Source organism: Paractinoplanes polyasparticus (assembly GCF_019710575.1).
In the GTDB taxonomy this organism is placed as follows: Bacteria; Actinomycetota; Actinomycetes; order Mycobacteriales; family Micromonosporaceae; genus Actinoplanes; species Actinoplanes polyasparticus.
The window spans coordinates 23,523-36,408 of record NZ_JAHWFK010000032.1 but is presented as its reverse complement, the minus strand read 5'-3'; the positions used below and the strand labels follow the sequence as shown (position 1 = coordinate 36,408).

Below are 12,886 nucleotides of genomic sequence, written 5' to 3'. Positions count from 1 at the left end.
CTGATCGATTGCTATCAATTCCAGCCGGTGGTGGGCTGAGGGCACCATCCCCCGACCCGGAGGTCGTTCATGAGACGACGACGCACCACCGCGGCCGCACTCGCCGTCGCTGTGCTGGGCGCCATCCTCGCCGGCATGCCGGCCGACGCCGCGCCGACGGCGAGCGCCGAACCGGCCCAGTACGAGATTCACGACGTACGCCAGCAAGGCCAGCGCAACGTGATCGCCCGCACCGGCGTGGCCATCGACAGCGTCGAGCACGCCGTTGTCACCGTCACCGCTACCCCGGCCGAGGTGCGGGCGTTGCAGCGGCAGGGCTTCACCGTGCAGCCCGTGCTGAGCACGTTCGACTTCCCGCCGTCGGACGCGCCCTACCACAACTACAGCGAGCTGATCACCGAGGTGAACCAGATCGTCGCGGCCAACCCGTCGATCGCGAGCAAGCGCACGATCGGGCGGACCTACGAGGGCCGCGACATCGTGGCCGTGAAGATCTCGGACAACGTCGGCGCCGACGAGAGCGAGCCCGAGATCCTGTACGACGCCAATCACCACGCTCGCGAGCACCTCACGGTCGAGATGGCGATCTATCTGCTGCACCTGTTCACCGACAACTACGCGAGCGACACCCGGGTCCGCAACGTCGTGAACAGCCGCGAGATCTGGGTCATCCCGTCGGTCAACCCGGACGGTTCCGAGTACGACGTCGCGACCGGCAGCTACCGTTCGTGGCGCAAGAACCGGCAGCCCAACAGCGGCTCGTCGAACATCGGCACCGACCTGAACCGCAACTACGGCTACCGCTGGGGTTGCTGCGGCGGTTCGTCGGGCAGCACCTCGTCGGCGACCTACCGCGGGCCGTCGGCCTTCTCCGCGCCCGAGACCCGCGCCGTCCGCGACTTCGTCAACGGCCGGGTAGTGGGCGGCAAGCAGCAGATCCGCGCGGCCATGGACTTCCACAGCTACTCCGAGCTCGTGCTCTGGCCCTTCGGTCACACCACGGCGAACACCACCACCGGCATGACCACGGACGACTACAACACGTTCGCCACATTCGGCCGTCAGATGGCCGCGACCAATGGTTACACCGCCGAGCAGTCGTCCGACCTGTACATCACCGACGGTGACTCGCTCGACTGGCTGTGGGGGACGCACAAGATCTTCGCGTACACGTTCGAGCTGTACCCGCGGTCGGCGTCGGGCGGCGGCTTCTATCCGCCGGCCAGCGTGATCACGCGCGAGACCACGCGCAACCGTGAGGCGGCGCTGCTGCTGGCCGAGGTGGCGGACTGTCCGTACAAGGTGATCGGCAAGCAGTCCACGTACTGCTGATCCGCCGGCGGGAGCGTCGCCCGGCGACGCTCCCGCCCCCCGTTCAGTCGAGGCAGAACTCGTTGCCCTCGGGGTCGTTCATCACGATGAAGCCGTGGCTCATCGGCGGAGCGGGCTCGGAACGACTCACCCGCTTGCCGCCCAGCGCCACCAGCCGGTCGCATTCCTTCTCGAGGGCGGCCATCCGCTCGTCGCCCTCGAGGCCGGGCGCATTCCGCACGTCCAGGTGCACCCGGTTCTTCGCGACCTTGTCCTCCGGCACCTGCTGGAAGAAGATGCGGGGGCCGTCGCCGTCCGGGTCCTCGATGGCCGAGGCCTGGTTGCGGGCCTCGGGTGGCACACCGCGCTTCTCGAGGAAGACTTCCCACGCGGCCAGCGGATCCTCGCCCGTCGCGAGCGTGACCCCGGGCGGCCCGGGATGCACGTAGCCCAGTACGTCCCGCCAGAACGACGACAGCTTCGCGGGATCCCGGGCGTCGAAGGTGACTTGGATGTGACGGCTCATCGGCCGGCTCCTCTCACATAGAGGTCGCGCAGCAGGCAGACCTCGGACAGATGATGAATCAGCTCGCGGTGGATGTGCAGCACCAGCGCGGCCATCGGCAGTTCGGGGTACGGCTCCTTGGCGCCGCACGGCTCGGCCAGGCCGTCCTCGCCCAGGCTGCGAACGCCTTCCAGCCACACGGCCAGCTGCTCCTCCAATTGAGACAGGGCCTCCGCCGCGGTCCCGGCATAAGACCATTTCTCGTACGACACCTGGGGCGTCCCGAAGTGGGCGGCGTTCCGCATCGCGAGCACCCCCACGACCACGTGCCCCAGCCGCCAGGCGATCGTGGTGAACGGGGGCGGGGTCGGCTCGGGGAAGGCGAAGTCGATACCACCGGGCTCGTCCGGCCGCACGCTCCACGCCTCCGGCACCGGTGACCAGAAGTATTCGTCGTCGGTCAGCCCGTCGAGCCGCGCCCGCAACTGGTTGTCCCAGTGCCAGGTCCACTGCTCCCGCAGCGTCTCGTTCCAGTTGACGTCCATGAGCACACCCTGACACGGAACGAGGACAGGATCGGTCCGCTATGTCTGCGACACTGGGATCTGTGGACGACCGGGGCACGACCGAGCGGGTGCTGGCCCTGCTCGGCCTGCTCCAGCAGCGACGGGTGTGGACCGGGCCCGAACTGGCCGACCGGCTCGGTGTCACCACCCGCACCGTGCGGCGCGACGTCGAGCGGTTGCGCACCCTCGGCTACCCGGTGCACGCCGGTCAGGGCGTCGGCGGCGGCTACCAGCTCGGCGCGGGCCAGGCCCTGCCACCGCTGCTGCTCGACGACGAGGAGGCCATCGCCACCGCGGTCGCGCTCCTGGCCGGCGCGGAGGGCGGGGACGCGGCCCTGAGCGCCCTGACCAAGCTCGACCGGGTGCTGCCGGTCCGGCTCCGCCACGAGGTGCAGGCGCTGGCCGGCGCGGTCGAGTCGTTCGGGGGCGGCCGTCCGCCGGTCGACTCCGAGGTGCTGATGACGCTGGCCCGCGCCTGCCGCGACGGGGTCGAAGCGGGGTTCACCTACAAGGGCGGGTGGCGCCGGGTCGAGCCCTACCGCCTGGTCGCCTCCGACCGGCGGTGGTACCTGCTCGCGTACGACCTGGAACGCGACGACTGGCGTACCTTCCGCCTCGACCGGATGAGCGATGTCGCCGCCCGCACCTGGCGCTTCCGCCCGCGCGAGGCCCCGGACGCCGCCGCGTACGTGCAGGAAAGCATTTCCAGCCGGGTGTACCGGCACCAGGCCCGGTTCCTGGTGCGCGCGCCCTTCGAGACCGTCCGCGCGCAGATTCCCGCCTCGGCCGCGCTCGTGCGGGAGCGCGACGGCGGCAGCGAGGTCGTCAGCGGCGCCGGCAGCCTCGACTTCGTCCTCCTGCACATCGTGTTGCTCGGGCACGATTTCGAGGTGCTCGACCCGCCCGAACTGCGCGAGCGCTGCCGCGTCCTGGCCGACCGGTTGCGCCGCGCCGGAATCGCCGGGTCCTGACGAGCGGTTTCCGGCGCATGATGGGCCCATGACCGATGACGTTCAGTGGCAGCCCGTCGACGAGAACTGGCAACGAGGGCTGGCGATCGTGGCCCACCCCGACGATCTGGAATTCGGCGCCGCGGCAGCCGTCGCGCGGTGGACCGGGCAGGGCAAGGACATGGTGTACGTGCTGCTCACCAGCGGCGAGGCGGGCATCGACGCCATGGACCCGGACGAGGCGGGCCCGGTGCGCGAGGTGGAGCAGCGGGCGTCCGCGGAAATCGTGGGCGTGAAACAGGTGGAGTTCCTGGGCCTGCCCGACGGCGTGATCGAGTACGGCGTGACGCTGCGAAGCGTCCTGGCCCGGGTGATCCGCGTGCACCGCCCGGAAATCGTGATCACCAACAACTTCCGTGACAGCTGGGACCCGGACGGCGCCGCGCTCAACATGGCCGACCACATCGCCACCGGCAGGGCCGTGCTCGACGCGGTGCGCGACGCGGCCAATCGCTGGGTGTTCCGCGAACAGATCGACGAGGGCCTGGAGAAGTGGGGCGGCGTCCGCCAGGTCTGGGCGGCCGGCTCCCCACAGGCGAAGCACGGTGTGGACACGACCGCCACGTTCGACCTCGGCGTGCGCTCACTCGAGGCGCACGCGGCCTATCTGCGCGGGCTCGGTTCGGGCGACTTCGACGCCGAGGAGTTTCTCGAGGGCTTCGCCCGGCAGGCCGGCAGCAAGATGGGCACGAAGTACGCGAGCGGCTTCGAGGTCTTCCGCTTCGACCTCTACTGAGCGGTGACGATGCAACGGGCCGCCGCACGATCGAATCGGCGGGCAGGTGGCTGCCGGATCGGCTCTCGGCGGCGGGCCGCTGTGGGATCGGCTCTCGGCGGCGGGCCGCTGGGGCATGGGCCCTCGGTCAGTTCGAGGACGCGGTGTATGTCAGTTCGAGGACGAACCACTCACCCGGCTCGGTCAGTGTCAGCGGCCCGCCCGGGTGGAACGAGACGCCACCGTCGGCGCCCGGATCCAGCGCCGCCACGACGTGCGGAAGGTCGGCCAGGTCGAGCTTGCGGCCCTCGTCCACGGTGACCGTCCACACCTTGACGTGCGGGTGGTCGATCACCGGCAGGCGGCCGTCGGCCAGTTCCGGCCCCGGCCGCTCGCCCTCGACGCTCCGGTCGCCCGGCCCCACGTCCACCGGGGACGGCAGGTTCTCGCCGAGGTCCTTCAACTCCACGAGCCGGTTCTGATAGAAGCGGCCCCCGATGTTGGTGAGCCGGTGCACGGGCGACAGCGGACGATAGACCGAGCCGCCGCGGTACTCGTTGAGGAAGCGCGGCTCACTGCCGTCCAACCAGTCCATGCGCGCCTTCGAGCCGGCCAGGCTCAGAACGACGTAGGGGTTGTGGTGCAGGTGCCAGGGGTGGGTCTCCCCGGCTTCCAAGGACACGTCCCACACCCGTACGACCGGGTTGTCCAGCAGCACCGTCTGACCGACGTCGTCGAGGACAACTTCCTCACCGGCGGGCGAGTGCACAATCTGACCCTTCACGGGCACCACCACACCATCCGGACCCTCCGCTGTCAAAGCGGCGACGACGGCAGGATGCCAGGTGTGGCGCACTCCTGACCGGGCGCTGCAGGATCTCAAGCGTTTTCGAACGCGTGTCGGGCGCCCGGCATGCTCGCGGCGCATCCGATCGGAAACGGTTTCGAGGGGCAGATGAAGGCGCCGGCCGAGGCGCGCGCCCTGCTGCAGCGGACGTAACGGGAACGCTTCGTGCCGCACGACGCGGTCGGGCGTCAGCGGGCGGCCTGTTGCACGGCGTCGAAGGCGTCGGTCAGCAGATGGCTGAGGGGGATCTGGCCGCGCGATCTGGTCCAGATCTCGCCGGCGGCGTCGAGGCAGGCGACGGCGCTGGCGATCACGGCCGCGGCCTGGAGGTCACCGGAGGCGGCGCCGAGGCGGCGCTTCACCTCGGGGAGCAGGTCGGACTGCCACTGCAGATGCTTCTCGAGGCTGCGGGACCGGAGCGACGGGACGTCGTACATCATCTCGGAGATCTTGAGGAGACGCTCGCGGTCGCCGCCGTCGTCGTCGATCAGCAGCAGCACGTTGAGCAGTGCTGTCCACACCGGCTCGTCGTCGGGGCGCGCCTCGAGGGCTTCCAGGGCGAGCTTGCCCTCGTCGGCCAGGTGGACCAGGACGATGTCTTCCTTCGTGCCGAAGTAGCGGAACAGCGATCGCCGCGAGATGCCGGCCGCCGTGGCGATGTCATCGAAAGTCGTCACCTCGAAACCGCGCTCCAGGAACAGGTCCATGGCGATCGCGCTGATCTCGCCGATCGCCGCCTGCCGGGTGCGGTTCCACATCCCCTCGTTGACCATCCGAGCAGTATAGGCGAGCAGTGACTAGTTGACACTCAGTGCCAACCAGGCCTACCGTGCCAGCATGAAGCCGATCGAGTACCGCAACCAGACCGTCCTCGTCACGGGGGCCAGTTCAGGCATCGGCGCTGCCTTCGCCCGGGGTCTCGCCGCCCGCGGGGCTGACGTTGTGCTGGTCGCCCGCCGGCGCGACCGGCTCGAAGCGCTCGCCGCGTCGCTGCACGGGGTCCGGACGCATGTGATCTTGCTCGACTTGAGCACGCCCGGAGTCGGCGCCGCGCTCGACGAAGAGCTGAGCCGCCGCGGCATCGACATCACCAGCGTCGTCAACAACGCCGGCTTCGCGACCCACGGCGCCTTCCACGAGGAGGACCCGGAGCGCCTGCGCCAGGAGATCGCGGTCGACGTGACGAGCGTCGTCGACATCAGCCGTACGTTCATCGAGCGCCTCCGTCACCGGGGCGACGGCTTCCTGATCAACGTGGCGAGCATGGCGGCCTATCAGGGCAACCCGACGATGGCCGTCTACGGCGCGACCAAGGCGTTCGTGCTCAGCTTCACCGAGGCGCTCTGGTACGAGTCGCGCGGCACCGGCCTGCGCGTGCTCGCCCTGTCACCGGGTGCCACCGAGACCGAGTTCTTCGACGTCGCGGGCGGCACCGCGGACGGTGGCAGTCGTCGGATGACCGCCGAGCAGGTGGTCGAGACCGCTTTTGAAGCGCTGTCCCGCCGCAAGGCGCAGCCCGGCGTCATCGCCGGCCGGGCCAACCGTTTCCTGGCAGCGGCCGGCCGCATCCTGCTCACCCGCCGGCAGAGCACGGCGATGATCGGCGTTCTCATGCGGCGTACGGCAGCATGAGACCCATGGGTGAGGTGGCCGACTACATCGGGGGCGTCGACGAGCCGGCCCGCGCCATGCTGGAACGGCTGCGGAAGCGGGTGGTCGAGCTCGTGCCGGAGGCCGAAGAGGGCACGAGCTACGGCATGGCGGCGCACCGTTACCGCGGAAAGCCGCTGATCAGCGTCGTGGCGGCCAAGCACGGATACTCGGTCTTCCCGTTCAGCGCCGAGGTGGTGGCCGCGGTCGTCGCCGACCTCGACGGCTACCGCTCGACCAAGGGCGGCATCAAGCTCAGCGACGCGCGGCCGCTGCCCGACGAGGCCTTCGACGGCCTGGTGCGGCGGCGGCGCGAAGAGATCGACGCCTCGGCGCGGCGCTGATCAGAGATCGACGCCTCGGCGCGGCGCTGATCAGGGGACGTCGCCTCGGCTCCGTGCTGATCAGAGGTCGTCGCAGGTGTTGCGGACGTCGACGACCAGCTGGTTGACCCGGCCGATGTCGAATGTGACGACCGCCTGCTGCACCTGCTGGGCCTGGGTGGCGAGGGCGCGGTACTTCGCGTCCCGCTGGCCGGCGGCCTGGGCCAGCGCGATGGCCCCGCCGAGCTGATAGGTGTTCTCCTCGGTGACGGTCTCCTGCTTCCAGTCGTCGGGCACGCGCTGGAAGACCCCACACGCTGCCGCGGCGTCCTCGGCCGCGTCGTCGTCGCTGCCACCGCCGCCGACGAACGAGCTGGCCGCCCAGAGAATCCCGACGACGAGCGCGCCGACCACCGCCCCCGCGGCGCCCCCGACCAGCCACGCCCGGGACGGCTTCGCTGCTCCGCCGCCGTTCTGAACCTGCTGTCCACCCGCACCGGTGGCGGGGCCGGGCTGGAACGGGTCGCCGGCCGTTGGCGCCTGCCCCGCCGGGAACGGGTCGCCGGCCGTTGGCGCCTGGCTCGCCTGGAACGGGTCGCCTGGAGCTGGGCCGGGCCGGAACGAGTCGCCGCCTGTTGGTGGCTGGCTCGCTGGGAACGGGTCGCCTGCCGTTGACGCTTGGCTCGCGTGGAACGGGTCGCCGGCCGTTGGTGGCTGGCTCGCCGGGAACGATTCGCCGGCCGTTGGTGCCTGGCCCGCTTGAAATGGGTCGCCTGGCGCTGGTCCGCGCTGGAATGGATCGCCTGCTGTCGGAGCCTCGCTGGGCTGGAACGGATTGCCGGCTGTCGGCGTCGGGCCGGTGGTGAACGGTTCGTTCGCTCTCGGGGCTGGGCCGGGCTGGGATGGCGCCGGACCGGGCTGAGGTGACTCGTTTGCTGTGGGAGCCGTGCTGGGCTGAAAAGTTTCGCCCGCGGGCGCGGGGTCGGGTGGGGATGGCGACTCGCCGGCTGCCGGCTCCGCGTCCGGCCCGGGCGGGGGCGTCGGGCGCTGGAGGGGCTCGGGCGGCTGCGGCGTCGTCATGGCGGAAGAATCCCACATCGCCCGGATCCTGATCAGTGCGGCGTCGGAATCCGATTCAGATAAGTTGTTGATTCATCTTCCACTGAATACAGCAGGCGCTGTACTGTCGGCCGCATGCAGACAGTCGCCCATGGCCAGGTGCTCGCGCGATTCGGTCACGCGTTGTCCGATCCGACCCGGGCGCGGCTGCTGCTGGCCCTGCGCGACGCCCCCGGTTACCCGGCGGAGCTGGCCGACCTGCTCGGCGTCACGCGGCAGAATCTGTCCAACCATCTGTCCTGTCTGCGCGGTTGCGGCCTGGTCGTCGCCGTGCCCGAGGGCCGCCGCACCCGTTACGAGCTGGCCGACAGCCGCCTGCGACACGCCCTGGGCGACCTGCTCGGCCTGGTCCTGGCGGTCGACCCGGCCGCCTGCCCCGACAGCGAAACCCAGGGCTGCTGCTGACAAGCGGCCAATTCGGTCGGGCAGCGAGACGAAAGGCTGCTGATGGTCGGCCGATTCGGTCTTGGCTGCGCGTGGCGGCGACGGCGAGGCGAAGGGATCCTGCTGATGGCGGGCTGGTTCGGTGTGGTTCTGGCCATGGGGACAGCGAGATGAGTCGCCGTCCCGGCGTCGCCGGTGAGATGAAGGGTGGTTGCTGATGGTTCTCCAGCTCGGTCCGAGCCCGTCGCGGCGTGCCGTTCTGGCCGGCCGGATCCGCCTGCTGGTCGGCATCACGATCGCCTACAACGTCATCGAGGCTGTCGTCGCGATCACCGCCGGCACCGTCGCCAACTCCACCGCGCTGATCGGTTTCGGCCTCGACTCCGTCATCGAGGTCTCCTCGGCGGCGGCCGTCGCGTGGCAGTTCAGCGGCCGTGACCCCGAGGCCCGCGAGAAGGCGGCGCTGCGCGTCATCGCACTGTCGTTCTTCGCGCTGGCCGCCTACGTCACCTTCGAGTCCGTACGCACCCTGCTCACCGGCTCCGAGGCCGGGCACTCGACGGTCGGCCTGCTCCTGGCCGCCGTCTCGCTGGCTGTCATGCCCGGCCTCTCCTATGCGCAGCGCCGAGCCGGCCGCGAGCTGGGCTCCCGCACCGCCGTCGCCGACTCGAAGCAGACCCTGCTCTGCACCTACCTGTCCGCAGTCCTGCTGATCGGCCTGGCCCTCAACAGCGTGCTCGGCTGGAGCTGGGCCGACCCGGTCGCCGCCCTGATCATCGCCGCCGTCGCGGTCAAGGAAGGCCGGGAGGCCTGGCGCGGCGACACCTGCTGCACCCCACCGATCGCCGGCGGCAAGACCGAACCGATCGCCGGCGGAAAGGCCGAACCGATCGCCGGCGGAAGGACCGAACCGATCGCCCGCGGAAACAACGAGGAACCCACTGGTTGCGCCGACGGCTGCTGCACGGCGGACTGAGCGAGAGCTGCCGCACCCGGCTCGCGTGAGAGCGCAGGCGGGGCTGCCCGAAGGCCGCGCCCGTCCACCGTGGTGACGAGCGGCCGAGGTCAGGAACGGTGCGGAGATGCCGCCAGCAGGCGATCCAGGGCGGTGCTGAGCGCGGCCCGGTCGGCTGCCGGCAGGGCGGCGGCCAGTTCCTCGTCCAGCTCGGCGGCCACCTCGGTCGCCGACGCGAGCAGCCGCAGCCCCTTTTCGGTCAGGCGGAGGCTCTGCCGGCGGCGGTCGGCCGGGTCGCGTACGCGCTGAATCGCACCCCGCTCCTCGAGGTGATCAGCCAGCAGCACCACCAGGCTGGGCGCCACGCCGAGCAGGCCGGCCAGTTCCATCTGGGACCCGGCGGCCCGCAACCGCAGGATGCACAGCAGCGCCACATGCTTCGGCTTCAGCTCGAGGCTCGCCAGCCGCGACGCGTACAGCGCATCCTGCGCGACCCCGAGCAGACCGAGGCGGAACGAGACCGTCCCCATCGGAGTGATCGCCCTCTCGGTTGCCATGGGTTCACGATAACCACGCCGAATCATTCATGCGCTGCACGGCCGGGCCGGCAGTGAGACGTCCGTTACGCCGAGCCCCATTCCCGCAGCCGGGGGGCAGTCTGAGGGGAACCAGCACGACGAAGGGAAACCCATGACCCGCACGACTCCTCTGGGCGCCGTCATCCGCGGCCTCGTCGCCGGCACGGTCGGCACCCTCGCCATGGACGCGCTGCTCTTCTGGCGATACAAGCGCGGCGGCGGCCAGGACGGCTTCCTCGCCTGGGAGTTCTCGTCAACCGTGCGGACCTGGGACGACGCGCCCGCGCCGGCCCAGGTCGGACGCCGCCTGTACGAGGGCCTCTTCCAGCGCAAACTCCCCGACAGCCAGGCCGCGCTGGTCAACAACATCACGCACTGGGGCTACGGAATCCTCAACGGCGCCGCCTACGGAGTGCTGGCCGGCTCGCTGCCGAAACCGCGCGTCACCTACGGCCCGCCCTTCGGCGCCGGCGTCTGGCTCACCGGCTACGCGGTGCTCCCGCCCGCGGGCCTCTACAAGCCCATTTACGAGTACGACCGGGTGACGCTGGCCAAAGACCTCAGCGCTCACCTCGTCTACGGAACCACCACCGCCGCGACCTTCGCCACCCTGAGCCCGCGTTCCTAGCGGACGCGGCGGTACTCGACCTCGGGGCGCCCCGGCCCGCCGTAGCGGGGGCTCCGCGCGACCTGCCCGGCCTCGGCCAGATGCTCCAGGTAGCGCCGCGCGGTGACCCGGGAGGCGCCCATCCGCGCGGCCACCTCGGCCGCCGACAGCCCGGTCGCCTCGGCGGCGCCGCGCAGCACGCCGAGCACCAGGTCGAGCGTGCCCTGGTCGAGTCCCTTGGGCAGCGAGTCGGGGGAGGCTCCGCGCAGCGCCGCGAACGCGCGGTCGATCTCGTGCTGTGCCGCGACCGGTTCCACGCCGAGCATGTGGGCCCGGTACCGGGCGTACCCCAGCAGCTTCTCCCGGAAGGTGGCGAACGTGAACGGCTTGAGCAGGTAGTGCGTGACGCCCAGCGAGACCGCCGAACGCACCACCGCCAGGTCCCGCGCCGACGTCACGACCAGCACGTCGGTGCTGATCCCGGCCGCGCGCAGGGCCCGGGTCAGCTCGAGCCCGTTCATGTCGGGCAGGTTCAGGTCGAGCAGCACCAGGTCGACCGGTGTCGTGCGCAGCGTGGCCATCGCCCGCTGCGCCGTGTGCGCGACGGCGGCCACCTCGAAGCCCTCGACCCTTCCCGCGTACGCGGCGTGGGCCTCAGCCAGAAGCGGCTCGTCCTCCACAACGAGCACCCGGATGGCGCTCACGCGGTCTCCGGCGCTGCGGGAAGCGAGTGAGCTGCGGAAAGCGGGCGCACCGGCAGCCGTACGGTGATCAGCGCGCCCCCACCCCCGGCCCCCGCCAGGTCGATGCTGCCGCCGTGCCGGTCCACCACCTGCTTGACCAGCGCCAGGCCGAGCCCGCGACCCTCGGCCTTGGTCGACCAGCCCCGCTGGAACGCGTCGGCTGACGACAGCCCGGGCCCGGTGTCGCCCACCCGCACGAGGACAGCTCCGTCCCGTTCGACCACCAGCACTGTCACCTCCCTCGGCGGCTCGGTGCCGGCCACCGCCTCCAGCGCGTTGTCGACCAGGTTGCCGACCACGGTGAGCAGATCACGGCTGGGCAGCGGGGTGCTGCCGAGCCGGGAAGCATCGTCCACCACCAGTTGCACGCCGCGCTCGGCGGCCTGGGCCGACTTGCCCAGCAGCAGGGCGGCCAGCGCGGGCTCGCTGAGCGCGCCCACCACCTGATCGGTCAGCTGCTGCGCCACCTCGAGCTCGGCCGTGGCCAGGCGCACGGCCTCGTCGGTGCGGCCCAGTTCGACCATGGTGAGCACGGTGTGCAGCCGGTTGGCGGACTCGTGGGCCTGCGCGCGCAGCGCCTCGGTCAGGCCGCGGACGGAGTCGAGCTCGCCGGCCAGCGCGCGCAACTCGGTGTGGTCGCGCAGCGTCAGCACCGTGCCGACGGTCTGTCCCTCCGAGCGGATCACCCGCTGGTTCGCGACCAGGATGCGGTCGCCGGCCAGCACCGGCTCGTCCTCGACCGTTGTCTTCGAGGCGAGCAGCTCGCTGATCTCGGGCGGCAGGTCGCCGTCGCCCAGCAGCCGCCGGCCCTCGTCGTTGACCAGCGTCACCTGCCCGGAGCGGTCGGCCACGACCAGACCCTCGCGCACCGAGTGGAGCACCGCGTCGTGATACTCGTACATCCGGGTCATCTCGGCCGGTCCCAGGCCGTGCGTCTGGCGTCGCAGCCGACGGCTGAGCAGCCACGACCCGGCCGCCGCAAGCAGCAGCGCCAGCGCCGTCGGGATGGCCACAGCGGGCGTGCGGCTCAGCAGTTTCTGGTTGATCGCGTGGGTCCTGATGCCGACCGACACGAGCGCGATCACCCGGCCGCTGTCGTCCCGCACCGGCACCACCGTGCGCACGGATTCACCGAGAGTGCCGACGCTCTTCTCGATCACCGTGCCGCCGTCGAGCGCGTCCTGGATCGTCCCGATGAACCGCCGGCCGATCAGCTGCGGATTGGTGTGCGTGTACCGGGTGCGGTCGGTCGCCATCACCACGATGAAGTCGGTGCCGGTGGCCAGGCGGACGCTTTCGGCGTACGGCTGCAGCACCTCGGACGGATCGGGGCCGCGCACCGCTTCGATGACCAGAGGATTGTGGGCGATCGCCTGGGCGATGCCGGTGACCTGGTCGATGGCCGCCTGCTCGGTGTCGTCGCGGGCCAGCAGCACCGCTCCGGCCGTGCCGATCGCGACCAGGGCCGTCACCACCAGCGCCTGGAGCACGAAGAGCTGGCGCGCGATGCTCCACCGTCTTGCTAAAGGCATGTTTCGGTTCCGGTTCCCGGCAGTAAACAGAATGAACGCAA

At 70.8% G+C, this 12,886-nt stretch carries 15 protein-coding genes and 1 pseudogene; 8 read left to right on the top strand and 8 right to left on the bottom strand.

The features are described 5' to 3' along the window. Nucleotides 1-69: 69 nt before the first annotated feature. Nucleotides 70-1,329 (top strand): annotated as a pseudogene (locus KXC43_RS28910) (M14 family metallopeptidase); the annotation flags it as partial. Nucleotides 1,330-1,375: 46 nt separating this feature from the next. Here the strand turns inward: KXC43_RS28910 and KXC43_RS28905 are convergent. Next, nucleotides 1,376-1,837 (bottom strand): VOC family protein, encoded by a 462-nt coding sequence (locus KXC43_RS28905; protein WP_221379337.1) that lies wholly within the window; start codon nt 1,835-1,837, stop codon nt 1,376-1,378. Beyond that, nucleotides 1,834-2,361 (bottom strand): DinB family protein, encoded by a 528-nt coding sequence (locus KXC43_RS28900; protein ID WP_221379336.1) that lies wholly within the window; start codon nt 2,359-2,361, stop codon nt 1,834-1,836. Before KXC43_RS28900 ends, KXC43_RS28905 begins: the two co-directional genes overlap by 4 nt. Before the next feature lie 41 nt (nt 2,362-2,402). Here KXC43_RS28900 and KXC43_RS28895 point away from each other — a divergent pair, with 41 nt between their 5' ends. Both KXC43_RS28895 and KXC43_RS28890 read left to right on the top strand, forming a co-directional pair. Further along, nucleotides 2,403-3,353, top strand: a complete 951-nt coding sequence (locus KXC43_RS28895) for a helix-turn-helix transcriptional regulator (protein WP_221379335.1) — start codon at nt 2,403-2,405, stop codon at nt 3,351-3,353. A gap of 28 nt (nt 3,354-3,381) precedes the next feature. Beyond that, nucleotides 3,382-4,128 (top strand): PIG-L deacetylase family protein, encoded by a 747-nt coding sequence (locus KXC43_RS28890; RefSeq protein ID WP_221379334.1) that lies wholly within the window; start codon nt 3,382-3,384, stop codon nt 4,126-4,128. A gap of 127 nt (nt 4,129-4,255) precedes the next feature. Here the strand turns inward: KXC43_RS28890 and KXC43_RS28885 are convergent, their stop codons facing one another. Both KXC43_RS28885 and KXC43_RS28880 read right to left on the bottom strand, forming a co-directional pair. Further along, the gene (locus KXC43_RS28885) at nt 4,256-4,891 is read right to left on the bottom strand and encodes a cupin domain-containing protein (protein ID WP_221379333.1); all 636 of its coding nucleotides are present in this window, start codon (nt 4,889-4,891) and stop codon (nt 4,256-4,258) included. A gap of 251 nt (nt 4,892-5,142) precedes the next feature. Next, nucleotides 5,143-5,727, bottom strand: a complete 585-nt coding sequence (locus tag KXC43_RS28880) for a TetR family transcriptional regulator (RefSeq protein WP_221379332.1) — start codon at nt 5,725-5,727, stop codon at nt 5,143-5,145. Nucleotides 5,728-5,791: 64 nt separating this feature from the next. Here KXC43_RS28880 and KXC43_RS28875 point away from each other — a divergent pair, with 64 nt between their 5' ends. Together KXC43_RS28875 and KXC43_RS28870 are read left to right on the top strand one after the other, a co-directional pair. Further along, on the top strand, nt 5,792-6,586 hold the full coding sequence (locus KXC43_RS28875) for an SDR family NAD(P)-dependent oxidoreductase (protein ID WP_221379331.1): 795 nt from the start codon (nt 5,792-5,794) through the stop codon (nt 6,584-6,586). A gap of 5 nt (nt 6,587-6,591) precedes the next feature. After that, a complete protein-coding gene (locus KXC43_RS28870) occupies nt 6,592-6,948 on the top strand; it encodes an iron chaperone (protein WP_221379330.1) in 357 nt (118 codons plus the stop codon). A gap of 60 nt (nt 6,949-7,008) precedes the next feature. On the opposite strand, the gene KXC43_RS28865 is transcribed toward KXC43_RS28870, so the two are convergent. Next, nucleotides 7,009-7,341, bottom strand: a complete 333-nt coding sequence (locus KXC43_RS28865) for a hypothetical protein (protein WP_221379329.1) — start codon at nt 7,339-7,341, stop codon at nt 7,009-7,011. 780 nt (nt 7,342-8,121) lie between these two features. Here KXC43_RS28865 and KXC43_RS28860 point away from each other — a divergent pair. Further along, nucleotides 8,122-8,451, top strand: coding sequence for an ArsR/SmtB family transcription factor (locus tag KXC43_RS28860; protein WP_221379328.1), 330 nt, complete (start codon nt 8,122-8,124; stop codon nt 8,449-8,451). 196 nt (nt 8,452-8,647) lie between these two features. Beyond that, the gene (locus KXC43_RS28855; protein ID WP_221379327.1) at nt 8,648-9,406 is read left to right on the top strand and encodes a cation diffusion facilitator family transporter; all 759 of its coding nucleotides are present in this window, start codon (nt 8,648-8,650) and stop codon (nt 9,404-9,406) included. Nucleotides 9,407-9,495: 89 nt separating this feature from the next. On the opposite strand, the gene KXC43_RS28850 is transcribed toward KXC43_RS28855, so the two are convergent. After that, entirely contained in the window at nt 9,496-9,942 is a 447-nt protein-coding gene (locus tag KXC43_RS28850; RefSeq protein ID WP_221379326.1) for a MarR family winged helix-turn-helix transcriptional regulator, read from the bottom strand. A 133-nt stretch (nt 9,943-10,075) separates the two neighbouring features. Here KXC43_RS28850 and KXC43_RS28845 point away from each other — a divergent pair, with 133 nt between their 5' ends. Then, nucleotides 10,076-10,591 carry a DUF1440 domain-containing protein gene (locus tag KXC43_RS28845; RefSeq protein ID WP_221379325.1) on the top strand — a complete coding sequence of 172 codons (516 nt, stop codon included), beginning with the start codon at nt 10,076-10,078 and terminating at the stop codon, nt 10,589-10,591. Here KXC43_RS28845 and KXC43_RS28840 read toward each other — a convergent pair. Beyond that, complete coding sequence (locus tag KXC43_RS28840) at nt 10,588-11,274, bottom strand: response regulator (protein ID WP_221379324.1); 687 nt, start codon at nt 11,272-11,274, stop codon at nt 10,588-10,590. The genes KXC43_RS28845 and KXC43_RS28840 overlap by 4 nt on opposite strands. Then, nucleotides 11,271-12,845, bottom strand: a complete 1,575-nt coding sequence (locus KXC43_RS28835; RefSeq protein ID WP_221379323.1) for an ATP-binding protein — start codon at nt 12,843-12,845, stop codon at nt 11,271-11,273. The genes KXC43_RS28840 and KXC43_RS28835 overlap by 4 nt, the downstream gene beginning before the upstream one ends. Nucleotides 12,846-12,886: the final 41 nt, after the last annotated feature.

Coding starts and splice junctions, on each gene's coding strand:
- KXC43_RS28905 (WP_221379337.1), bottom strand. CDS start 1,837: ATGAGCCGTCACATCCAAGTCACCTTCGACGCCCGGGATCCCGCGAAG.
- KXC43_RS28900 (WP_221379336.1), bottom strand. CDS start 2,361: ATGGACGTCAACTGGAACGAGACGCTGCGGGAGCAGTGGACCTGGCAC.
- KXC43_RS28895 (WP_221379335.1), top strand. CDS start 2,403: ATGTCTGCGACACTGGGATCTGTGGACGACCGGGGCACGACCGAGCGG.
- KXC43_RS28890 (WP_221379334.1), top strand. CDS start 3,382: ATGACCGATGACGTTCAGTGGCAGCCCGTCGACGAGAACTGGCAACGA.
- KXC43_RS28880 (WP_221379332.1), bottom strand. CDS start 5,727: ATGGTCAACGAGGGGATGTGGAACCGCACCCGGCAGGCGGCGATCGGC.
- KXC43_RS28875 (WP_221379331.1), top strand. CDS start 5,792: ATGAAGCCGATCGAGTACCGCAACCAGACCGTCCTCGTCACGGGGGCC.
- KXC43_RS28870 (WP_221379330.1), top strand. CDS start 6,592: ATGGGTGAGGTGGCCGACTACATCGGGGGCGTCGACGAGCCGGCCCGC.
- KXC43_RS28860 (WP_221379328.1), top strand. CDS start 8,122: ATGCAGACAGTCGCCCATGGCCAGGTGCTCGCGCGATTCGGTCACGCG.
- KXC43_RS28855 (WP_221379327.1), top strand. CDS start 8,648: ATGGTTCTCCAGCTCGGTCCGAGCCCGTCGCGGCGTGCCGTTCTGGCC.
- KXC43_RS28850 (WP_221379326.1), bottom strand. CDS start 9,942: ATGGCAACCGAGAGGGCGATCACTCCGATGGGGACGGTCTCGTTCCGC.
- KXC43_RS28845 (WP_221379325.1), top strand. CDS start 10,076: ATGACCCGCACGACTCCTCTGGGCGCCGTCATCCGCGGCCTCGTCGCC.
- KXC43_RS28835 (WP_221379323.1), bottom strand. CDS start 12,845: ATGCCTTTAGCAAGACGGTGGAGCATCGCGCGCCAGCTCTTCGTGCTC.